Source organism: Lentiprolixibacter aurantiacus (genome assembly GCF_026241225.1).
Taxonomy (GTDB): Bacteria; Bacteroidota; Bacteroidia; order Flavobacteriales; family Flavobacteriaceae; genus Lentiprolixibacter; species Lentiprolixibacter aurantiacus.
In genome coordinates, this window is record NZ_JAPFQP010000001.1 from 232,534 (window position 1) to 254,706 (window position 22,173).

The 22,173-nt window shown below is 43.5% G+C and carries 11 protein-coding genes; 8 read left to right on the plus strand and 3 right to left on the minus strand.

The features are described from left to right. Both pgmB and OO016_RS01025 read right to left on the minus strand, forming a co-directional pair. On the minus strand, nt 1–657 hold the full coding sequence (gene pgmB / locus OO016_RS01020; protein ID WP_266010163.1) for a beta-phosphoglucomutase: 657 nt from the start codon (nt 655–657) through the stop codon (nt 1–3). A gap of 19 nt (nt 658–676) precedes the next feature. Continuing rightward, a complete protein-coding gene (locus OO016_RS01025) occupies nt 677–1,702 on the minus strand; it encodes a LacI family DNA-binding transcriptional regulator (protein WP_266010164.1) in 1,026 nt (341 codons plus the stop codon). 371 nt (nt 1,703–2,073) lie between these two features. On the opposite strand from OO016_RS01025, the gene OO016_RS01030 reads away from it, so the two are divergent. The 8 genes from OO016_RS01030 to OO016_RS01065 all read left to right on the plus strand — a co-directional run bounded on the left by OO016_RS01030 (nt 2,074) and on the right by OO016_RS01065 (nt 18,463). Further along, the gene (locus OO016_RS01030; RefSeq protein ID WP_266010165.1) at nt 2,074–5,133 is read left to right on the plus strand and encodes a SusC/RagA family TonB-linked outer membrane protein; all 3,060 of its coding nucleotides are present in this window, start codon (nt 2,074–2,076) and stop codon (nt 5,131–5,133) included. A 15-nt stretch (nt 5,134–5,148) separates the two neighbouring features. Beyond that, nucleotides 5,149–6,744 (plus strand): RagB/SusD family nutrient uptake outer membrane protein, encoded by a 1,596-nt coding sequence (locus OO016_RS01035; protein ID WP_266010166.1) that lies wholly within the window; start codon nt 5,149–5,151, stop codon nt 6,742–6,744. Between the two features lie 111 nt (nt 6,745–6,855). Then, nucleotides 6,856–8,508: a sodium/sugar symporter gene (locus tag OO016_RS01040; RefSeq protein ID WP_266011914.1), complete on the plus strand. Its 1,653-nt coding sequence runs from the start codon at nt 6,856–6,858 to the stop codon at nt 8,506–8,508. A 259-nt stretch (nt 8,509–8,767) separates the two neighbouring features. After that, complete coding sequence (locus OO016_RS01045) at nt 8,768–12,124, plus strand: VCBS repeat-containing protein (RefSeq protein ID WP_266010167.1); 3,357 nt, start codon at nt 8,768–8,770, stop codon at nt 12,122–12,124. Beyond that, on the plus strand, nt 12,117–15,359 hold the full coding sequence (locus tag OO016_RS01050) for a VCBS repeat-containing protein (RefSeq protein ID WP_266010168.1): 3,243 nt from the start codon (nt 12,117–12,119) through the stop codon (nt 15,357–15,359). Before OO016_RS01045 ends, OO016_RS01050 begins: the two co-directional genes overlap by 8 nt. A 12-nt stretch (nt 15,360–15,371) precedes the next feature. Beyond that, on the plus strand, nt 15,372–16,715 hold the full coding sequence (locus OO016_RS01055) for a vanadium-dependent haloperoxidase (RefSeq protein WP_266010169.1): 1,344 nt from the start codon (nt 15,372–15,374) through the stop codon (nt 16,713–16,715). 7 nt (nt 16,716–16,722) lie between these two features. Then, a complete protein-coding gene (locus OO016_RS01060; RefSeq protein WP_266010170.1) occupies nt 16,723–17,619 on the plus strand; it encodes a GyrI-like domain-containing protein in 897 nt (298 codons plus the stop codon). Beyond that, nucleotides 17,609–18,463, plus strand: a complete 855-nt coding sequence (locus OO016_RS01065) for a hypothetical protein (RefSeq protein ID WP_266010171.1) — start codon at nt 17,609–17,611, stop codon at nt 18,461–18,463. Before OO016_RS01060 ends, OO016_RS01065 begins: the two co-directional genes overlap by 11 nt. Here the strand turns inward: OO016_RS01065 and OO016_RS01070 are convergent. Next, complete coding sequence (locus OO016_RS01070; RefSeq protein ID WP_266010172.1) at nt 18,460–22,143, minus strand: metallophosphoesterase; 3,684 nt, start codon at nt 22,141–22,143, stop codon at nt 18,460–18,462. The two genes, OO016_RS01065 and OO016_RS01070, sit on opposite strands and share 4 nt — an antisense overlap. Between the last annotated feature and the right edge of the window lie 30 nt (nt 22,144–22,173).

Sequence of the window (22,173 nt, forward strand, 5' to 3'; positions counted from 1 at the left end):
CTATATATGTACTAGTTGTTTAATAAATTTTATATCGATCTCAGTAAAATCCTTAAAAACATGCTGTGCTTCTGACAGGACCCCGGGGTCTCCGATCCCAACGCTTATCATATCTGCTGAATTTGCAGCCTCAATCCCGGCAACAGCGTCTTCAAAAACCACACAGTTTTCTGGTGACACCTGTATATCCCTGGCTGCGATCAGAAATACTTCCGGATCCGGTTTTGCCCGGGTAACCTTGTTGCCATCCACAACCGTGTCAAAATAAGACAATAGATCCACTTTTTCCAATATTGGAATGGCATTTTTACTCGCCGAGCCTAACGCCATGGGCACATGGTTTTCTTTGAGGAAATTCAGGACCCTGGGCACATCAGGCAAAATTTCGGAGGCGTCCATTCTGGCGATGTAGGAAAGGTAGTCTTCGTTTTTCTCATGAAGCCATTGCTCAAACTGAGCCTCATCCACCGTTATGCCACCCAGTTCAAGAAGGATCTCCAGGCACCTGCGACGGCTTACTCCCTTAAAGGCCTCGTTCTGTTCTTCGGTAAAATCAAACCCAAGTTCATTGGCAAGGTTCTTCCAGGCCAGGTAATGGTATTTGGCGGTGTCCACAATAACCCCATCCAAATCAAAAATAAATCCCCGTTTCCCCATATTTGGCTTAACTAAATAATTAATCTGTTGATTCCCTATCAATAATACTAGCCTTAATTACCTCAGTAATGTACTCAGGCTCATCCATATCCCGAAAATCGGCTTCTATGCGATCCACCAGCAATCGGGCTGCTGTTTCACCCATAAGCTCACCGTGCTGGGCAATAGAAGTAAGTGAGGGAATGGAATATCTGGAAAGAATCCCGTCAGTAAAGCCAATTACCGCAACATCCTGAGGTATGCGCTTACCCTGACTTTGTAGATGCCTCATACTGCGTACAGCGTAAATTTCATTCACGCAAAGGACGGCATCGGGATTTGTTCGTCTAAAGAATCCTTCGCTTAAGTTTTCCTCATGATACATATGTGGCAAAACCAGAACCAATTCCTCATCCACAGGCAGGCTATGTTCCCGTAAAGCCCTGTAATATCCTTCTGCCCGCTTCTCACTGACATTAAAATGTGCTTCGGAAGTTAATAGGGCGATGCGCTTGCGACCTGAGTTTATCATTTTCTTTACCGCGAGGTAGGCTGCCTCTTCATCATTGATAACCACTTTGTCACAGGCCACCTCGTCGGTTACCCTGTCAAACAACACAAGGGGGATGCCCTGATCGGTTACTTGTCTGAGATGGTTGTAATCGTTTTTTAGCTGGGTTCCCGCAGAAAGGGCCATAATAAATCCGTCGATACTGCCATTAGCCAACATTTCCATATTGATCACCTCCTTGTCGAATGATTCATCGGAGATGCAGGCAATAACGTTGTATCCGCGGGCATTGGCGTATTTCTCTATACCGTGAAAGACAGTGGTGAAAAAATGATGGACAATATCCGGCAGGATTACCCCGATATTCTTGGTCCTCTTGTTTTTGAGGCTGATCGCGATGTTATTGGGACGGTAATTGTACAGCCTGGCAAATGCCTGTACCTTCTCTTTTGTATCCCTGCTAATTTCCTCACTGTTCTTCAAAGCTTTTGAAACAGTAGAAATGGAAACATCGAGTTCCCTGGCAATATCCTTAAGTGTTATCTTTCGCTTCAAGCTTTTTTTATAAGAAATTGTTCCGGACTGCCTTTAACATAAAAGGTGTTAAAGATATTTAAAAAAAATGGTAAAGAAATAATTATGGTAAGGATCAATAAGGGTCAGAAAGCGCCCGTAAATTATAGCTTCAAAGTTGACCGTATAAAAAAAATATTATATTTGTTCGGGTTTTGGCAATAAATTCACCCCCAAATTCAGGATAACATAATTTTTATATGCCATTATTATGTATCCGTCAGAACCAAAAAGTTATCAACACGAAAACGGTTTCGTGCTTGATAGCCATTTATATTTAAATGTATTAACATTTATTTTATATATGTTTAACCCTTAGAATTAAAATTAACTAAACTTAAAATTAACTATCTATGAAGATTACGCTACTTAAAAGCTTTTTATTGGTTGGGGCCATTTTGTGCTTCGGACTGGTTGAAGCACAAGAAGTATCAGGTACGGTTACAGATGCTAACGGTCCTTTACCAGGAGCTAGTGTTGTAGTGAAAGGTACTACTACTGGTACGCAAACAGACTTCGACGGTAACTACACCTTAAGTAACGTAGATGCAAATGCTACGCTGGTCTTTAGTTACATTGGTTACAGTACGCAGGAAGTCCCTGTTAACGGAAGATCTACTATCAATGTAGTGCTGCAGGAAGACGCGCAGGCGCTGGATGAAGTAGTTATCATTGGTTATGGTACCACTACTGTTAAGGACGCTACCGGAGCAGTTGCCTCCGTATCATCGGAAGACTTTAACGGCGGGGTTATTTCATCTCCTGAGCAATTAATACAAGGTAAAACTGCCGGTGTTCAGATCACTCAATCCAGTGGTGAGCCTGGAGCAGGAATAGCTCTGAGAATTCGAGGTACAGGTTCCGTTAGGGCCAACAACAGTCCTTTATTCGTTATTGACGGTGTCCCTGTTTCTAATGATGGTGTTACCTCAGGTACAGCTGACCTTGGTGTTGGTGACGCTGGTGCCAGAAACCCATTGAATTTCCTGAACCCTAATGATATTGAAAGCATGAGTATCCTGAAAGATGCTTCTGCTACTGCTATTTATGGTTCCAGAGGTGCAAATGGTGTTGTGGTAATTACTACAAAATCAGGAAAAGCCGGAGGTGCACAAGGGCAATGGAATTTTTCCACTAACCTGAGCTTTGCTGGAACGGCAGACCGATACGACCTTTTAAGTGCAGATGAATTTGTTGAAAGGGGTGGTTCCGATCTAGGTGGTAATACTGATTGGCAGGATTACATCTTCAGGACTGCAGCCTCAACGGATAATAACTTGTCCTATGCCATGAATTACGGAAAAGGAAATGTAAGGGCAACCTTTGGATACGCCAAACAATTTGGTGTTATTGAAAACACCGAACTGGAACGTATTACAGGAAGGATAAACGCGAATCACAGATTTTTTGATGATAAATTAAGAGTAAGTCTGCAAGCGACTCTTTCCAGGGTAAATGACAAGTCTCCTTTTATAAGTAGAACATCCGGTAGTACCGGAGACTTACTGTCTGCTGCTTATTATTCCAACCCTACTTTGAATGCAGACCCTGATTTCAATACCAATCCAGACAGAAACCCGGCAAACCTGTTGAAATACTACGATGACAATACTAATACGGATAGATTTCTCGGAAACCTGTCTTTTGAGTATGACATAACCGAGGAGTTTTCAGCTAAATTGACTTTAGGTATGGACACCTCTGAATCTGTCAGGGGTCAGGTTGTAGGGCCACAGATTGTAGCGATAGATAATGGTGCAATCAATAATGGTAGGGCTGCGGTTAGTTATTTAGATACGGAAAGCCTTTTGATGGAATTGACAGCCACCTATAAAAAAGAGTTTGAAAATTCTTCTATAGATGCCCTGGTTGGTTATTCTTTCCAGGATTTTAACAGACAAGGGCAGTTCCTTTTGGGTCAGGGTTACGCGAGCTCAGATTTGAACCAAATCATATCCATTACCCAGGACACCTATAATTCCACAAAAAACCTTGCTGACAATTATCAGCAATATGGCATAGGTGTATTTCAAGATACTGGTGTACGGGAATTCAGAGTATTAAGCTTATTCCCGTCTCCTTCAGATAACTCTGTTCTACCTGTACCAGGTATTCCTATCGATGCATTTGGTGTTAATACTTTTGATAACACAGATGAATTACAATCCTTCTTCGGGAGGGTTAACTATACCTTAATGGACAAGTACCTGTTCACTGCGACACTAAGGGCTGATGGATCTTCAAGGTTTGGTGGCAATAATCAGTATGGTTATTTCCCTTCTGCTGCTTTTGCCTGGAAAATCAATGAAGAAGATTTCATGGGAGATTCCTTCTCAACCCTGAAGTTGCGATTGAACTGGGGTATTACCGGTAACCAGGATGGTATTGGCTACGGTCAATTTGTAAACAGAACAAGGTGGGCAGATGGAGGAATTAACCCTAATTCGCAAATAAACACTCCGGCCACTTCTGAAGTAGCATTTGCCAACCCTGACCTCAAATGGGAAGAAACCACACAATACGGACTAGGTATCGATTTTGGCCTGGGTAATGACCGATTGACAGGTAATATTGATTTGTACAGGAAAGAAACAAGAGACATCCTATTGAATTTACCTGCGGTTCAGCCAGCAACAACTCCTTTTGTTTTCCAGAATGTTGATGCAGTAATTGTTAACCAGGGTATCGAATTTGGTGTGGATTATGATATTGTCCAATCCGAGGATTTCACCTGGAATGCTAACTTTAACATTGCATACAATGAAAACGAGTTAACCGAATACGACGGTCCTAACCTTCAGGCGGGTAATCTATTCGGGCAAGGATTAACAGGTGCAACAAGCCAGATTTTAACAGAAGGCAGGTCTCTATTTACTTATAACTTACGTCTGGTTGATGATAACTTAAACGTAGATGCAGAGCCAACTATTCTAGACAAATCCGGTCTTCCAGATATCACTGCGGGATTCTCAACAAGTGCCTCCTACAAGAACTGGGATGCTTCCTTGTTCTTCTCGGGACAATTTGGCCATTATGTTTACAACAACACGGCAAATGCACTGTTTGCACTTCCTCAGATTGGAAGTAGAAACAATTTAAAAAGTGTTTTAGACAGGGGTGATAATTTATCTTCAACAAATCCAAGCACCTACTTTTTAGAAAAAGGTGACTTTGTAAGACTTCAATCTGCTTCAATTTCTTATAATGTTCCTCTGAGTGGTGATGGAGCTTTAAAGAGTATGCGTCTTAGTTTGAATGGTCAAAACCTGTTTCTAATCACAGATTACAGTGGTCTGGACCCAGAGGTAAGTACGACTAATATACCAGCAAATGGATTGCCTTCCGCTTCCATTGATTACCTTCAGTATCCTAGACCAAGAACTTTTACATTAGGAGTTAACGTTACCTTTTAAAAAAAAAAATCGATTATGAGAAAAATAACAAATTATTTAAGTATTGCACTTTTGATCCCATTTGTGTTTTCCTGCACAGATCTGGAGATTGAAGGTACTGATTCATTGATCAGTGATGGGTTTGCAGGTGTTGCCAATATTAAAGGTGAAGTTGATAATATATCTAACACTATTGCCAATGGTGCCCTGGCTAATCAGGAAAGTCTTTATGCATTAAACGAGGTGACTACGGATGAATACTTCGTTCCTACCCGGGGAACTGACTGGGGGGATAACGGTAGGTGGTTATCCATCCACCAGCAAACCTGGAATGCGGAACTTTTTGATGTAGTTCAACCCTGGCAGGCCTTAAACAGTGTTACTATTAATGCTTCCCGGGTTATTAACGAAAAGAGTGTAAATACAGCCAGCGGGGATGTGGCACAATTAAAGGCCGAAGCACGGTTCTACAGAGCCTGGGCTATGGAATGGATCCTTGATATGTGGAGACAAGTACCTATTAGGAATGTTGATGAGCCTAACAGTGCTATTCCTGATGTACTTACAGGACAGGATGCCATTGATTTTATAGTTGCTGATCTTACTGCTGCCCTTCCAGACCTGCCTACGGTTACCGCAGCTGATGGTATTGATTTAAAATCTCGACCTACAAAAGCAGCGGCAAACCTTTTATTGGCCAGACTGCATTTAAACAAGCACGTCTATTTAGATACAAGTCCGGATAATGCAGATATGCAGGTAGTTATTAATGCAGTAGACGCAATTACTGCAGATGGGTACACATTAGCAGCTCCTGGTGAATATTTTGATATTTTCCGTCCAAGTAATGATGTGGAAACAATCTGGTGGTCACCTGCTGATACAGGGCCCAGAATCTGGAATACTTTACATTACAGTCAGGACTGGCCGGGTGTCAATGATGGAGGCGGATGGAATGGTTTTGTCACGCTTTCTGAATTCTACCAATTATTTGAAGGAGATCCGGATGTTAACACTCCTGGTAGTGGACAGGAAGAACGAAGAGGGGTGGTTCACGATGCTTCTACAGCAGATGAAGATAACCTGGGTATTGGTTTAGGCTTCTTGATTGACCAGCAATACGATCAGGATGGTACGCCTTTAAATGCCAGGAATAATGTAGGTGGAGTTCCTTTAGTATTTACCAAGGAAGCAGAGAAAACCGAATATTCAGCCCCAGCTGATAATGCTGTACTTGAAACAGCAGGAACAAGATTGTTGAAATACCACCCTAATGAAGAAGGTGGAGACAGAAGAAGGCATATCGTTAGATATCGATATGCAGATGCCTACCTGATGAAAGCAGAGGCTATGTGGAGAATGGGAGGTGATCCTTTAACAATGATCAATGCTCTTAGATCACAAAGGGGTGCTACAGAACTAACAGGGCCACTTGATGGACAAGACCTATTAGATGAAAGAGGTAGAGAACTTTACGGTGAAATGGTAAGAAGACAAGATCTTATCAGGTTCGATCAGTATCTTAGGGCCTGGAACCAGAAAGAAGCTGGTTCTGACCATCTGAAAATATTCCCAATACCAGTTTCAGATGTATTGGCTAATCCTAATCTGTCTCAGAACCCTGGTTACTAAACCATTTAGAACTATAAAAAAAACCCTTGCCTGCCGGCAGGGGTTTTTTTATTAAATAATTGTATATCTTGTTGCTATAGCACAGACAATTCTTAACCGATCCTCTTAGTTATTACTTCAACATTCAGCATTTGGGATTATTTGATTTTTGCCGCTTACGGTTGCCTGATACTAGTCGTAGGACTATGGGTGTCACGTGACAAAAAAGGGCACCAGAAGAATGCCGAAGATTATTTTTTAGCAGGAAAATCCCTCCCCTGGTGGGCGATCGGAGCTTCCTTAATTGCCGCCAATATTTCTGCAGAGCAATTTATTGGGATGTCGGGCTCTGGTTTTGCCGTGGGGTTAGCTATTGCCTCCTATGAATGGATGGCGGCCATTACGCTGCTAATCGTTGGAAAATTCTTTCTGCCCATCTTTATTGAGAAAGGGCTTTACACCATACCGGAATTTGTTGAAAAACGCTATTCCACCAACCTGAAGACCATCCTGGCCATTTTCTGGATTGCACTTTATGTCTTTGTAAATCTCGCCTCAGTGCTCTACCTGGGTTCCCTGGCCCTGGAAACCATCATGGGGATTCCAATGGTCTATGGTGTTCTTGGTTTAGCGCTTTTTGCCGCAGCTTACTCACTCTATGGCGGGCTCTCTGCCGTGGCCTGGACAGACGTTATACAGGTTATTTTCCTGGTCCTCGGCGGACTGGTTACCTCATACCTGGCCCTGTCTGCAGTTTCTGATGGCCAGGGAGTTTTGGCTGGATTGAAAACCGTATATGAGACAGTCCCTGAAAAGTTTGTAATGATCCTGGACAAGTCCAACCCGGAGTATAAAAACCTTCCAGGCCTAGGGGTAATTGTAGGAGGTCTCTGGGTAGCCAATCTCTATTATTGGGGATTTAATCAGTACATCATTCAGAGGACGCTGGCGGCAAAATCACTCAGGGAATCTCAAAAAGGGATTATACTGGCCGCTTTCCTGAAAATCATTATCCCAGCTATAGTCGTTGTTCCGGGTATTGCCGCCTATGTGATGGTAAAAGACACAGAGATTTTATCACGACTTGGAGAAACAGCACTTCAGAATATGCCTTCTCTGGAGCAGGCAGATAAGGCCTACCCCTGGTTATTGCAATTCCTACCCGTAGGACTAAAAGGTGTTGCTTTCGCAGCCCTGGCAGCCGCAGTGGTTTCCTCCCTGGCCTCAATGCTTAATTCCACTTCTACCATTTTTACCATGGATATATACAAGCCATATATAAATAAGAAAGCATCTGACAAAGCCACGGTAAATGTAGGTCGAATTTCGGCGGCCGTAGCACTCATTATTGCCAGTATCATGGCACCATTATTAGGTGGTATTGATCAGGCTTTTCAATTTATCCAGGAATATACCGGTCTGGTTAGTCCCGGTATCCTGGCCGTATTTATCCTGGGTTTATTCTGGAAAAAAACAACAAACAGGGGCGCCATAGCAGGTGCCCTGGTATCTATTCCAATAGCTCTTTACTTCAAGGTCGCGCCCAATAGCTGGTCCCAAAGTGACTTTTTTTTAAACGTTCCCTTCCTGGATCAGATGGGATATACCTGCCTGCTCTCCATGCTGGTTATCTCACTGGTAAGCCTGGTTCAAAACAAAGGAACCGATGACCCCAGGGCAATCCCGGTTTCAAGGAAAACTTTTACCACCAGTCCCAAATTTAACATAGGGGCGTTCGCAGTAATGATCATTACTTCGGCTATTTACGCTTTTTTCTGGAGTTAAGCAGAACAGCAATGCCTCTGGTGTTCCCCACAGACCGTTAAATATCGTTCTAAAATCGCAATTTGCTTATCTCTAAATAGGATAGGATAGTTGATTATCTTAATTTTGAGATTCGACTTTTTGACCCTAGTTTAGGCTACAATCAGCTGGTATAAACCCATTTTATTGATTGTACAAGCCCACCCGATAAAACAGGCTGAACTTTTACAGGTCAAATAAAATTTTAATGATCGGGTTAACCATTATCAGAAAAAATCTTATGCAGATTAAACTGAACTTACTAGTAGGCATAATTATTTGTAGTAGTCTGTTCTATTCATGTTCTACCGAGGATAAATCAGCTAAAAAAGAAAGCGAAGAAAAACTGACCCTATTTAAATTGTTATCCCCCACCAAAACCGGTGTACGGTTTATAAACGCCATAGAAAACCAAAAGGATTTCAATATCTTCAAGTACAGGAACTTCTATAACGGGGGTGGTGTTGCTATTGGTGATATAAACAATGATGGCCTTGCCGATATTTATCTGACGGGTAATATGGAACCGAACAGGCTCTACCTCAACAAAGGCAACTTGACCTTTGAAGACATTTCCGAAAGTGCAGGGGTTATGGGAAATAAGCCCTGGTCCACTGGGGTTGTCATGGTTGACATTAATGCAGACGGACTTCTGGACATATACGTCAGTAATGCCGGAAATATGGAAGGAAACAACCATGACAATGACCTGTACATCAATAACGGGGATCTCACTTTCACAGAAAAGGCGGCAGAATATAACCTGGCCAAAACTGGTTTCTCTACACACGCCTCATTTTTTGATTATGATAAGGATGGTGACCTGGATGCCTATATCCTGAACAATAGCAATATTCCGGTAAGTAGCCTGGGTTATGCCGAGCAGCGGCAGGTAAGAGCCCAGGATTGGGAAGGGGTGCCTAAAATATTTCGAGGTGTTGGGGATATGCTGCTCCGTAATGACAACGGCAAATTTGTAGACGTAAGTGAAGATGCCGGTATTTACGGCAGTTTGATAGGTTTTGGCCTGGGGGTTATGGTGACTGATATCAATAAAGACCTGTATCCGGATATTTATGTTTCCAATGATTTTTATGAGCGGGATTACCTTTATATCAATAACCAGGATGGCACCTTTACGGAGGATATCAAAAACTGGACCTCACACTTGTCCTTGTCAGCCATGGGAATCGATATGGCAGACATCAATAACGATGGGCATGCCGAGATCTTTATCACAGACATGCTTCCGGAACCCGAGGAGCGTGTAAAATCTGTTATGACCTTTGAAGGATATGATGTCTTTAGACTTAAGCAAAGTAAAGACTTCTATCAGCAATACATACAGAATACCCTGCAGTTGAATAATGGTAATGGCTCTTTTTCCGAAGTAGCCTATTTCAGCGGTGTAGATGCTACTGACTGGAGCTGGGCTGGTTTGATTTTTGATATGGACAATGACGGTTTTCGTGACATCTTTATCACCAATGGTATCAATCACGATCTTACCGACCTTGATTTTGTAGACTTTTTTGCCAATGAAATCATCCAGAAAATGGCCCTTACTGGTAAGAAGGAGTCCATAGATTCCATAATTGCCAAAATGCCTGTCAAGCCACAGCCTAACTACGCATACAAGAACAACGGGGATATTACCTTTGATAATGCTAATAAAGACTGGGGATTTGAATTACCAAGCCTCTCCAATGGTGCAGCCTATGGTGATCTGGACAACGATGGCGACCTTGACCTTGTGGTCAATAATGTAAATATGGAGACTTTCATTTATCAAAACCTTACTGATGAGCAAAGGGATCACAACTATATCAAGATGCGGTTCGAAGGCACGGAGAAAAATAAATTTGCAATTGGTACCACGGCATTGCTTTACTATGGAGAGAACATTGTATTTCAGGAGTTAATGCCCTTTCGTGGTTTCCAGTCCTCAATGGACTACAACATGACAATAGGATTGGGAACAACCGATAGAATAGACTCGATCAGAATTATCTGGCCGGATGACCGAACACAATTCCTTAAAGACGTCTCGGTAAATCAATCACTTGACTTTAAATATTCCGATACCCTTAAAACTTATCAACCGCCGCAACTCGAACCTATAAGACCCCTGCTGAGAGAAATGGAAAATAGCTCGCTGATTGCGCACAGGGAAAATAACTACAATGACTTTGACTATGAGGGCCTTATCTATAAGCAACTATCTCAGGAAGGTCCCGCATTGGCTATAGCGGATGTTGACAGAGATGGGAATGACGATATTTTTATCGGTGGCGCCAAAGGGCAGCCGGGTATTCTATACAGACACCTGGGTAATGGTAAACTAGCCATCGTTGAACAGTCCGCCTTCGGTAAGGACATGGATCTTGAAGACACAGCTGCAGCTTTTCTTGATGTCGATGGTGACGGTGATATGGATTTAATGGTTGGTAGTGGAGGAAACCAGGTCGGGGACGAACAGTCCTATCGTACGCGTCTGTATTTGAATGACGGCAAGGGAATCTTCTCAAAATCACCTTCGCCATTGCCTTCGGTATTTAAAAATATAGCCGTGATTGCACCTCAGGATTTCGATGCTGATGGAGATATGGATGTATTTATAGGTTCACGCAGTGTGGTTGGCACTTATGGGGTAAATCCGGATCATCTTTTCCTTGAAAATGATGGAAATGGTTCCTTTTCTGATGCAACCGAACGACTGGCTTATGATTTGAGGAATGAAGGAATGGTTACCGATGCTATCTGGGCAGATCTCGATGGTGACGGAAGGAATGACCTGCTAACCATATCCGAATGGGACAACCCGCGCATTTACAGGAATACGGGCAGGAGGTTAACCCAAATGCCAACAACCCTTGACAGCCTGAGTGGTTGGTGGAATACCGTGGAAACAGCCGACCTGGACAAAGATGGGGACCTTGACCTTATCCTTGGAAACCAGGGAGCAAACCTTCATTATAAACCTTCTCCAAAAGCGCCTATGCGAATCTGGATCAATGATTTTGATAACAACGGGACTATTGAACAAATCGTAACCATGCACGAAAATGGTAAGGACTACCCGATTCACCAAAAGAAAGAACTCACCAGTCAGTTGGTTTCCCTTAAAAAGGAAAATCTGAAAGCCTCGGAATACGCCAGAAGAAGCATAGATAAACTTTTCCCCAGGAATATTTTCGAAAGGTCAATCATGAAAGAGGTAACCTATTCGGAGTCAATAATTGCCATTAACGAAGGGGATGGGAAATTCAGCATACAATTCCTGCCAAACCGGGTACAACTATCCTGCGTTTGTGGAATTAGCTGTGAAGACGTCAATGGCGACGGTAATCTCGACTTAATCATGGGAGGAAATAATTTTGAATACAAGCCGCAATTCTCCCGTCTGGATGCCAGCTATGGAAATGTATTGCTCAATGACGGTAATCTTGGATTTACCTGGCAGGATTATAAGCAGAGTGGCTTCTTCATCAAAGGTGAAATCAAACACCTGAAATCTTTCAAGGATAAATCCGGAAAGCGCTTCCTGATCGCAACCATCAATGACAATAAACCCAAGATTTACGCCCTGGATGAATAAATTCATTGCACTTTTTTGCCTGGTAATGGTCCTCATTTCCTGTTCAGGGGATGGAGAATTATTCCATAATCCAGACGCATCTGAAACCGGAATCGATTTTAAAAATGTGTTGACTCCCAGGGAGGACCTGAACATCCTGGATTATCTGTATTTCTACAATGGGGGAGGCACGGCTATTGGCGATATTAATGGAGATGGTCTGCCCGATATCTATCTGGCTGGTAACCAGGTGAAAAATAAACTTTACCTCAATAAAGGCAATTTGGAGTTTGAGGATATAACTGAACAAGCCGGAGTGGCCGGAAATAGCAGCTGGAATACGGGAGCTATAATGGGTGATGTAAACGGGGATGGCCTGCTGGATATCTATGTCTGTGCCGTAGTAGGGATTAAAGGTTTTAGCGGATACAATGAGCTTTTTATAAACAACGGGGATAACACCTTTACCGAAAGTGCTGCTCGCTATGGGCTTGATTTTGACTCTTACAGTTCGTCAGCAGCCTTTCTGGATTATGACCTGGATGGGGATTTGGATCTCTATCTTCTGAACCATGCAGTGCATACTGAAGAATCTTACGGTCGCGCCAATCTACGGTACAAACGTAATTATGAAACCGGTGACAAGTTACTTCGCAACGACGGAGAATCCTTTACGGACGTAAGTGAAGAAGCAGGTATTTTTGGCGGGATCATCGGCTATGGCCTGGGGGTTGCTGTTTCGGATTTTAACCAGGATGGCTATCCGGACATCTATGTGGGTAATGATTTCCACGAAGACGACTATTACTACCTGAATAATGGAGACGGAACCTTTACCGAAAGCCTGAAGAAATTTTTTGGTCATACTACTCGGTTTTCCATGGGAAATGACGTGGCTGATGTGAATCACGACGGCTGGCCAGACCTAATTTCTTTAGATATGCTTCCCGAAGAGGAAGAGATACTCAAAACATCGGAAGGCGATGACAATGTTCAAACACAGCGAATGCGCATTGACCGTTTTGGTTACCATTACCAATTTTCTCGGAACATGTTGCAGTTGAATCGTCCCGGCTCTTTTTATGCGGAAACCGCACTTCAAAGTGGTATAGCTGCCTCTGACTGGAGCTGGAGTGCCCTATTTGCTGACTATGACCAGGACGGAGAACAGGACCTGTTTATCTCTAACGGGATTCCAAAAAGGCCCAATGATCTGGATTATATTCGCTTTGTTTCCAGTGAAGAAATAAGAAGTAAAATCAACAATACACGGCTGGTTGACCAGGATGCTCTGGAAATGATGCCTTCGGGAGCAGTCCATAACTATTATTTCCGCGGTAAGGGAGCATCATTTGAAAATCTTTCAGAAACCATGTTGCGCAAAGACACATTGGTTTCCGGGGCAACGGCCTATGCCGATCTGGATTTGGATGGGGACCTGGATCTGGTAACCAATAACCTGAACCGTGAGGCCAGTTTGTACATCAATCAAACAAATAACAAAGCGAATTACCTGAAAATCAAATTCAATTATCCCGGACCCAATAAATTTGGAATTGGAACTAAGGTGTTTTCATATCATAAAGGGCTGCTTCAATATAAGGAGCTGTACCCGGTGAGGGGCTTTCAGGCCTCCTCCGAGCCCATTATACATTTTGGATATGGACAGACGGATGTAGTAGACTCACTTAAGATAGTTTGGCCCGATGGGACATTTCAGGTAGTGAAAAATGCAAAGGTTAATCAGACACTAAAGCTTAGTCCTGAAAACACGCTAAAGTTTGACTATGCTTCACTCCTGCCGCAGCAAGGGAATCGCTTTAAACAAGTAACGGATAATCTGGGGATCGATTATGAGCATGTGGAAGACAATTACGTTGATTTTAACCGACAAAAACTTATACCTTATCAGATTTCAGACAGGGGGCCTGCGGTGGCTTCCGGAGATCTTAATGGGGACGGGAAAGACGACCTCTATTTTGGAGGTTCCAAGTATCATTCTGCCCAGATATACCTGCAAACAGACACCGCCTTTGTAAGCTCATCTTATCCGGAACTTGTCAGGGATTCCGTTATCGAGGAAATAAGTGCTGTAATTGAGGATTTCAATTCGGATGGTAAAAAAGATCTGTTCCTGGGAACGGGGGGTGGCGACTTTTTTGGACAAAGTACGCGCTTGCTGGACAGGTTATTTATACAGGGAGAAAGTGGATTTAATCAAGCCCAGGTTCCGGAATACTTTGAACATGCCGCTGTGATAAAACCCCACGATATTGATGGTGATGGTGATCTTGATCTTTTTGTCGGTAATTATACCCGTACCAATGATTTTGGTGCCATTCCACCTTCCTACCTTCTTAGAAACGAAGGTGGTGTTTTTCAAATCGTGGATAACCTGTCGTTGCAAAAACTGGGGCTTGTTACCGATGCCTATTGGGCAGATCTGGATAATGACCAAAAGGAGGAACTGATTGTAGTAGGAGAATGGATGGCCCCGCGTTTCTTTAAAAATGACAAGGGTAGTTTAACAGAGGTTGAACTGCTGGAACAGGAAATTTCAGGGCTATGGCAGGCTGTTATCCCTAACGATATAGATGGCGATGGGGACCTGGACCTCATTTTAGGTAACTGGGGAAATAACAATAAATTTAGGGCCTCACAAAGCAATCCCCTGAAAATGTACTACGGGGATTTTGACTCCAACGGGAGTACAGAAACCATAATAGCTATCCCCAAAGATGGTAAATACTATCCCCTGGAAAGCCTGGAAGGTTTATCTCAACAGATAGTATCACTGCGAAAAAAGTTTACTACTTTCCGCAGTATGGCAGGGAAATCTGTTGAGGAGATACTGGACAAAAAAACACTTAAAGAAGCAAGCCTATTCCAGGTCAGTGAATTGCGTTCCGGCATTCTTATGAATAATGAGGGAAAATTTTCTTTCACGCCCTTTGGACAGGAACTGCAAGTGGCACCAATAACTTCTTTTGTATCCTATGATTTCGACCAGGATGGCAAAGAAGAAGTTTTGGCCGGGGGAAATTACTTTGGTGTAAAACCCTATCACGGGAGGTTTGGTTCCTTTTCCGGGGCTATGATAGCCGGCGAAAATGATGTAATTTTGGGGCATGAAATGGGGATGGACTTTTCACAAAAAGCTGTACGCCATCTTCATATAATACATATGAATGACCAGCCTTATATATTGGTAACATTCAATAACGGCAAAGCAGAGGTATATCAGTGGTTAAATTAAATCGGATTGGTGATGAGGAACTTTAGTGTATTGGTTCTGATACTTTGGATGGTATCTTGCAACGTGAAACAAGAGCCAATAGAGGTATCTGCAGAAGAATTGCATAGTGCAGTGGATAGGGTCACTAATATTATGGTTCATGACATATTCTCACCTCCTGTTGCCAGCCGGATATATGCCTATCCCAATATTGCTGCCTACGAAATCATGGCGTTGAACAATGAAGGGTACAATTCCCTTTCCGGACAGGTTCGCGACCTAAGTCCCATTCCAAAACCAGAAGCGGAAAAGGCCATAAATTACTCCCTTGCCGCACTCATTGCCCATATGGATGTAAGCCGCCGACTGATCTTCACAGAGGAAATGATCGAGGTATTCCGCGACAGCCTCTATGGTGTTTGGGAAGGGCAAAACAGCAAGGAATTTAACGAATCCAAAGAATACGGCCTTAGAGTAGCTGAACATATTGCTTCCTGGATGGATAAGGACAACTACAAGCAAACCAGGACCATGCCGAAGTTTACTGTTGATACGGACAATCCCGGGCGCTGGCAGCCTACACCTCCGGCCTATATGGATGGGATTGAACCTCACTGGAACAAAATCAGGCCATTTGTGATTGACTCTGCCGATCAGTTCAAGCCTGTTCCCCCTCCTCCATTCTCCATGGAGGAAGGATCGGACTTTTATAAGGAGGTAAAGGAGGTATACGACATCAGCAATGAAATAACAGAAAAAGGAGATACTTCAGAGGAAATTGAAATTGCGCAGTTCTGGGATTGCAATCCCTATGTTTCCGTAACCCGGGGACACCTGATGTTTGCCACCAAGAAAATCACTCCCGGAGCCCACTGGATTGGAATTACAAAGATAGCCTGCAGAAAAACCAACAGCTCCTTTGACGATGCCCTGTATGCCTATACGAAAGCTTCCATTGCCATGGCCGATGCATTTATCAGTTGCTGGGATGAAAAATACCGCAGTAATCTGATACGGCCGGAAACTTTGATTAATGAACACTTTAACGACAACTGGAAACCCATTTTACAAACCCCTCCTTTTCCGGAATATACCAGTGGTCATAGTGTAGTTTCTGGAGCCGCAGCAACCACCCTTACTAATATCTTCGGTGATAATTTCGCATTTGATGATGATACGGAACTGCGGTATGGACTGCCTGTGCGAAGTTTTAATTCCTTTAATGAAGCTGCAGATGAAGCTGCTATAAGTAGGATGTACGGGGGTATCCACTACAGGACGGCAGTAGAGGTTGGTGTTAAACAGGGGCGTGATCTTGGTAAATTTGTATTGGAAAATCTAAATATGACTAAGGAAACAATAGTAGCTACTAAATAACAAATCGATGAAAAAGATTTTATTCGTTGTGGGCGTCTTATTAATAGGCGGTCTTGTTTGGTATTTATTTCTAAGGCCTTATGATTATGTGGTAAACTTTAAGGCTAAAACATTTCCGGGAGCAATTCAACAGACTATTCAGCTGTGGAATAATAGACTCGATAACTCAGAGATAATAGCTAAAGAGGGAATTACTGAATTTACCCAGCAACTAAAATTCGGTGATTCGGTTCATATATACGAATGGCAGATAATACGTATCAATGACTCGCTTTCCAAGATTAAGGTCTATGCCAGGGATCGGGATTATAGTTTGAGCAATAAAATTGCAATACCTTTTTCAGATACTGACTTTGAAAAGCGAACCAGAAAAACCATTTTGGATCTTGGAGAAATGCTGGTAAACCATATCGATAAATTTAAGGTTGATGTAATAGGAAAGGAGCAACTGAAAAGTACATACTGTGCATGTACTACATTGCAGACCAACCAGTTAGACAAAACCAAGGCAATGAGGAATGACTTTCCTTTATTGGATAGTTTCTTTGTCAGCAATGATGTTCAGCTAAACGGGCAACCGTTTATTGAAGTAACGGCTTGGGATATGCTAAAGGATAGTATTCAATTTAACTTCTGCTACCCAATTATACAACCAGAGCTCGATCCCTTCCATCCGGAGATAACCTACAAAAGACTTACTCGCCAGCAGGCAATAAAAGCAGTATACTATGGAAACTATACGACATCTGATAGAGCCTGGTACGCTTTGTTAGATTATGCGAAGGAAAATAATCTGGAAGTGACAGGCCTTCCTGTCGAATTTTTCTTTAACAACCCGAATTTGGGAGGGGATGAACTGAATTGGAGAGCTGAAGTTTATATGCCCATTAAAGATGCGCTTTAGTCTCTTATTGGCTCTGCTTCCTTCGCTTTTTATCATGTGCGCCCAGTACGGGCAGCTAACCCCCATAGCCGACCTCCCCAAAAGGCTCAATGAAAGCTCTGGGATGGTGGCAGTAAACGGGGAGGCCGTCTGGATCATAGAAGACAGTGGAAACCCGGATAAGATCTTTAAAGTGGATTTACAGGGAAAACTGCTTAAAGAGTTTAAGGTTAAAAATGCCCGTAACCACGACTGGGAAGCACTTGCGCAAGATCCTGAGGGCAATCTTTATGTTGGCGATATTGGGAATAATGAAAACCATAGGCAAGACCTGGTGATCTATAAACTGCCTGATCCGGATAAGGAAAAAGGGGATAAAATAGATTCGGAAAAGATTCATTATCGCTACCCGGACCAGGATAAATACCCCCCTAAACGAAAAGACTTTCGCTACAATGCAGAAGGGTTGTTTTACAAAGATGGCTTCCTCTATGTTGTAAGCAAGGATATGACTCGACCCTACCAGGGAGAAGCCCGAATCTATAAAATCCCTGCTGTGCCCGGAAAGCATAAGGCTGAGCTTGTTTCGGTGATAAATACCTGTGATGATTCCCGCAGATGCTCTATAACCGGGGCAGACCTTTCTCCGGACGGAAAAACACTTGTTTTTCTTAGCTACGGTCAGCTATGGGTGTTTAAAGACTTCAAGGGCGATGATTTTACTTCAGGAACAATAGACCTCATAGACCTGAGAGCCAATACACAACTGGAAGCCATTACATTCCTGGACAATAATACCCTCTTGCTCTCCGATGAATGGAGCGGGGGTGGCGGGAGGAACCTTTACCGCTACACCCTCAATTAAAATCCAAATCCCAGAGCGAAAGCAAACCGCAGACCATCGTCGCTGTTGAACAGGGATATGCTCCCGGCAATAACATCAGCAGCATTTACAAAAAAGCCTGCCCCTACGGAGGTATTCCATTGCTCTTCATTGAAGTCGGGGTTCAATAAAAGGTTGTCGTCTACCCAAACTCTTCCTACATCAAATCCTCCAAAAAGACCCGTCTCTATGGGTAAAATACCTGTCTTCTTCCTGCCGAAATTCCATCTGATATCAGAGCTTTGATAAAAGGCATTTTTTCCTGAAAACCGCTGGAAACGGTAGCCTCTAAGACCATCATTCCCACCAATACTAGCCGCCTGGTAAAACTCAAAATCATCCCCAAAATTCAAGTGCGCCTTAGAACGGGTGGCAAATACCAAATCTCCGGAAGGTATGAGGCGATAAGCAAAATCAAGAGAGGGGATCAGGTAGCCAAAGCCATTAGATTCATCAAGGTTTTGGGTATACCCAAATTGTAGCGCAAACTTCATCCCCAAGGTGGGGAAGGCCGGATTGTCGCTGTTTTCAAAAACATAGGAGGCCTCTGTATTCAGGAAGGTTTTTTGTTGGTCCGAGGGAAAAGCTACTACATAGTTTTCAATAAAACGCCCCTCGGTTTCTTCCAGTTCAAAGGATTGATAATTGACCCCGATATTAAACATTCCTCCATGTTCACCACGGTGAACCAGTCCGGTTCCGAAACTCAGTTTCCCCAGCTTTACACGGTTGTAATCCAGGTCAAAATTATCGTCATCCTCTGCATTGGGGTTGGGCGTTGAGTTTCCGTAACCAAAGAAGTTCCTCGCAAAATTGGGGCTGGTGAATTCGCCTCCTAAAGTCAGGTTCCAGGAGCCCAGCACATTGGCAAATTCCCCCTGGTATGCCAGTTCAAAACCACTTGTAGCCGTATAGAAAAAGCCACTAATAGTGTGCTGTGAGGTAAAGGGGTTTCGTTCAAATCCATTGACGGTATAAGTATTGGTCAATCCTACTTTAATTCCGTCATCCGGATTGCCCCCTATTCCCGGGATCAGCAAGTTGGAATTATACCTGGGCTTTTTATAATCATAATTGTTGGTTTCGTAATCGTCCCGTATATGCCTTATGCCTTTACCGGTAATAAAAGTATTTGGCTTGCTACTGTAATCATATAAATGCACCTTGTTCCCATTCTCAATCTCGTAAACATCATTGTTTAGTCCGCCTATCAGTCTTACCTTAATAAGGTCATCCCCTTCGCCATCTACATAAAAATGGTCATCATCATCCAGGGCATAGATCCAGATTTCTCTGGTGCTTTTGCGATTGTAAACGCGGTTATGGATAACATCGGCTTTTTCTCCATCCTTTATACGATATCCAACCACCCTGGTATCACCATTGGGCAAGCGGGTAATATCGAACCGGTCGTCCTTATCAGTTCCCGTTACAATGGCATATTTGTTTACCACATCGGCATAGCGGCCAGCTATGTCCACAATATTGGCCCTTCTCCCTTTTAGTTTCTTTTTTATGTCTTCCAGGCTGGCATCCTGCACTTCCCCTGGAACCTTTTTGAAAGCAGTTTCAATTACGTCATCGGTCAAATTCTGCTGAATAAAAGCGGCTTCTGCCAGCCACACGGATTTACCTGAATTACCAACTAATGCCACATCCAATGGATAGGGTTCCACATTCATCCAGTCTACATATTTCAATTCTTCGTCATAGGCATTTAAAAGTCTTATGGGTGGTACGAGGGCAGTGGCTATTCCCATAATAAAACCATCATCCATCTTGGAAAAGGCCTGGTCGCGGTCACGGGGCACAGGACGGTAAAGCGTTGTGTCTCCTTCCTCAAAAACGGCCCATCGCCATTGGTCCTGGTGCCGATCCCAGTCGCCTATCAGCATATCAAATACACGGGCACGGATATAGGCCTTTTCATCTATTTTGTACTCCTCATCCTTGCGTAATTTGTCCAGCATGTCATGGGTGCTGATCAACTCATCGGAATACCCGAATCCTGGGTTCTTGCCATGCCCATCACCTGCCCGCTCTTCAATCATATACAGGGCATCCCCGAATTCGTCATTAAACCGGCCAATAGCTTTTTGTCTGGGAACATAGTAAAGTTCCGGGTTGGTATGGTATACCCCTGCGGCATCGGAAAGGGTTCCTATAGCCAGAAAGGTATAAGGGTGGGAGGCCGTGAAGCCATCCATGAAAAGCGCCTCAACTCCTGTATCCTCAAATTCCTCTTTCACATACTGGTCCCTGAAGGCAACCGCCTGTATATACTGGAGTGCATTTTTACGAATAGCCCGCATCATGAATTCCCTACCTTCGGAATCCTCGAAACGCAGTGAGTTCGACTGGTTTCCCCCTCCTTTTCTAACCGGGGTTAATCCGCCAAACAAAGTGTCCAGGTTTACTGTGGGAACCTCAATCTCCCGGCTGAAAAGCTCCCTGTACTTTTCGCCCCAAAACCACTTATAAAAATTAGATTTATTTGTTTCGGAACTCGAATAGACTGAAGACTTTACCTTCTCAGGATAGGTGGAAAAAGTAAATTCCTCCTCCTTTTCTTCCCCGAAAACATCGGTTTCATAAACCAGTTTGTTACCGGCGGTGTAATAGCGCACATAGGAAGAACCATCCTTAAAAACATCCAAACGGGCATATCCCTGGGCCCCATAACTAAATTGTCCATAGCCCACATTTCGGGTCGGATTTAGCTTGGACCCGGAACCACTAACGATCTGCCTTAAATTCTGATCTACCAGATACTGCAGGTTGTGCTCATGACCAGACACAAAAACTACTTTGTTATTTTCCCGGGACAGTGTAGTAATACGATCAATTAATTCCCTGTAACGCCTGTGCTGCTGATCGGCCGGGGATACACCTCCGGTTTTACGAACCACATTCTTAAGTGTTCCCAGACCCGGTAACGGGGTTAAATGCGACTTGAAGGAGAATTGCCCACCATGCGGGCCATTGGTATACATGGGGTGGTGGATGGCTACCACGGTTGTCTTACCCCTTGCTTTTTTGATCAGGCTTGCGTACTCATCAAAAAAGCGGTTCCTGTTCCGGATTTCACAATCGTCATTGATCCCGGGAAACTTGTCCCATTTAGCCACATACCATTCCGAATCCACAATGATCAGTACTGCCTCATCATTGATATCTACCTTAGTGATCGGGCATCCATTTTCCGGGAGGAAGGAATCTTTCCCCAGCAGGTCTTCCACAAATTCTTCCTGCCGCTTTAACCCTTTTGGGCCATCGCTATACCAGTCGTGATTACCAGGAATGAAGATGGTATTTCCTTTAAATAATTTGGCGACCCCGGCCTGTGCCTTTAGCTGATGTTCCGCAAAGTCCCTGCCCCTGGTATTTTTTTTAGGCAACCCATGGGGGTAAATATTATCTCCCAGGTACAGCAGTGTACTATTAGCCGGAGCACGGTCAATAATTTTCTCCAGGCCTGAAAGCGCCGGAGACTTGCTCCCCATTGGAGAGTTGCCCGCATCCCCAACGAGATAAAAACTATGTGCAATGGCCTTATCGGGAAATCTGGAAATGCTCGTTGGTTCCTTGTATTGAGGCGTATAGGTTGCGCACCCTACAAGAAGGGACAGCAGGGTAATGCTGCAATGTTTTCTGAACTTCAACGTCAAAATTTCGTAATTTGGAACTTCAAT

Excerpts from the sequence above, each read along its gene's own strand:
- pgmB (WP_266010163.1), bottom strand. The coding sequence starts at position 657 with ATGGGGAAACGGGGATTTATTTTTGATTTGGATGGGGTTATTGTGGAC.
- OO016_RS01030 (WP_266010165.1), top strand. The coding sequence starts at position 2,074 with ATGAAGATTACGCTACTTAAAAGCTTTTTATTGGTTGGGGCCATTTTG.
- OO016_RS01035 (WP_266010166.1), top strand. The coding sequence starts at position 5,149 with ATGAGAAAAATAACAAATTATTTAAGTATTGCACTTTTGATCCCATTT.
- OO016_RS01045 (WP_266010167.1), top strand. The coding sequence starts at position 8,768 with ATGCAGATTAAACTGAACTTACTAGTAGGCATAATTATTTGTAGTAGT.
- OO016_RS01050 (WP_266010168.1), top strand. The coding sequence starts at position 12,117 with ATGAATAAATTCATTGCACTTTTTTGCCTGGTAATGGTCCTCATTTCC.
- OO016_RS01055 (WP_266010169.1), top strand. The coding sequence starts at position 15,372 with ATGAGGAACTTTAGTGTATTGGTTCTGATACTTTGGATGGTATCTTGC.
- OO016_RS01060 (WP_266010170.1), top strand. The coding sequence starts at position 16,723 with ATGAAAAAGATTTTATTCGTTGTGGGCGTCTTATTAATAGGCGGTCTT.
- OO016_RS01065 (WP_266010171.1), top strand. The coding sequence starts at position 17,609 with ATGCGCTTTAGTCTCTTATTGGCTCTGCTTCCTTCGCTTTTTATCATG.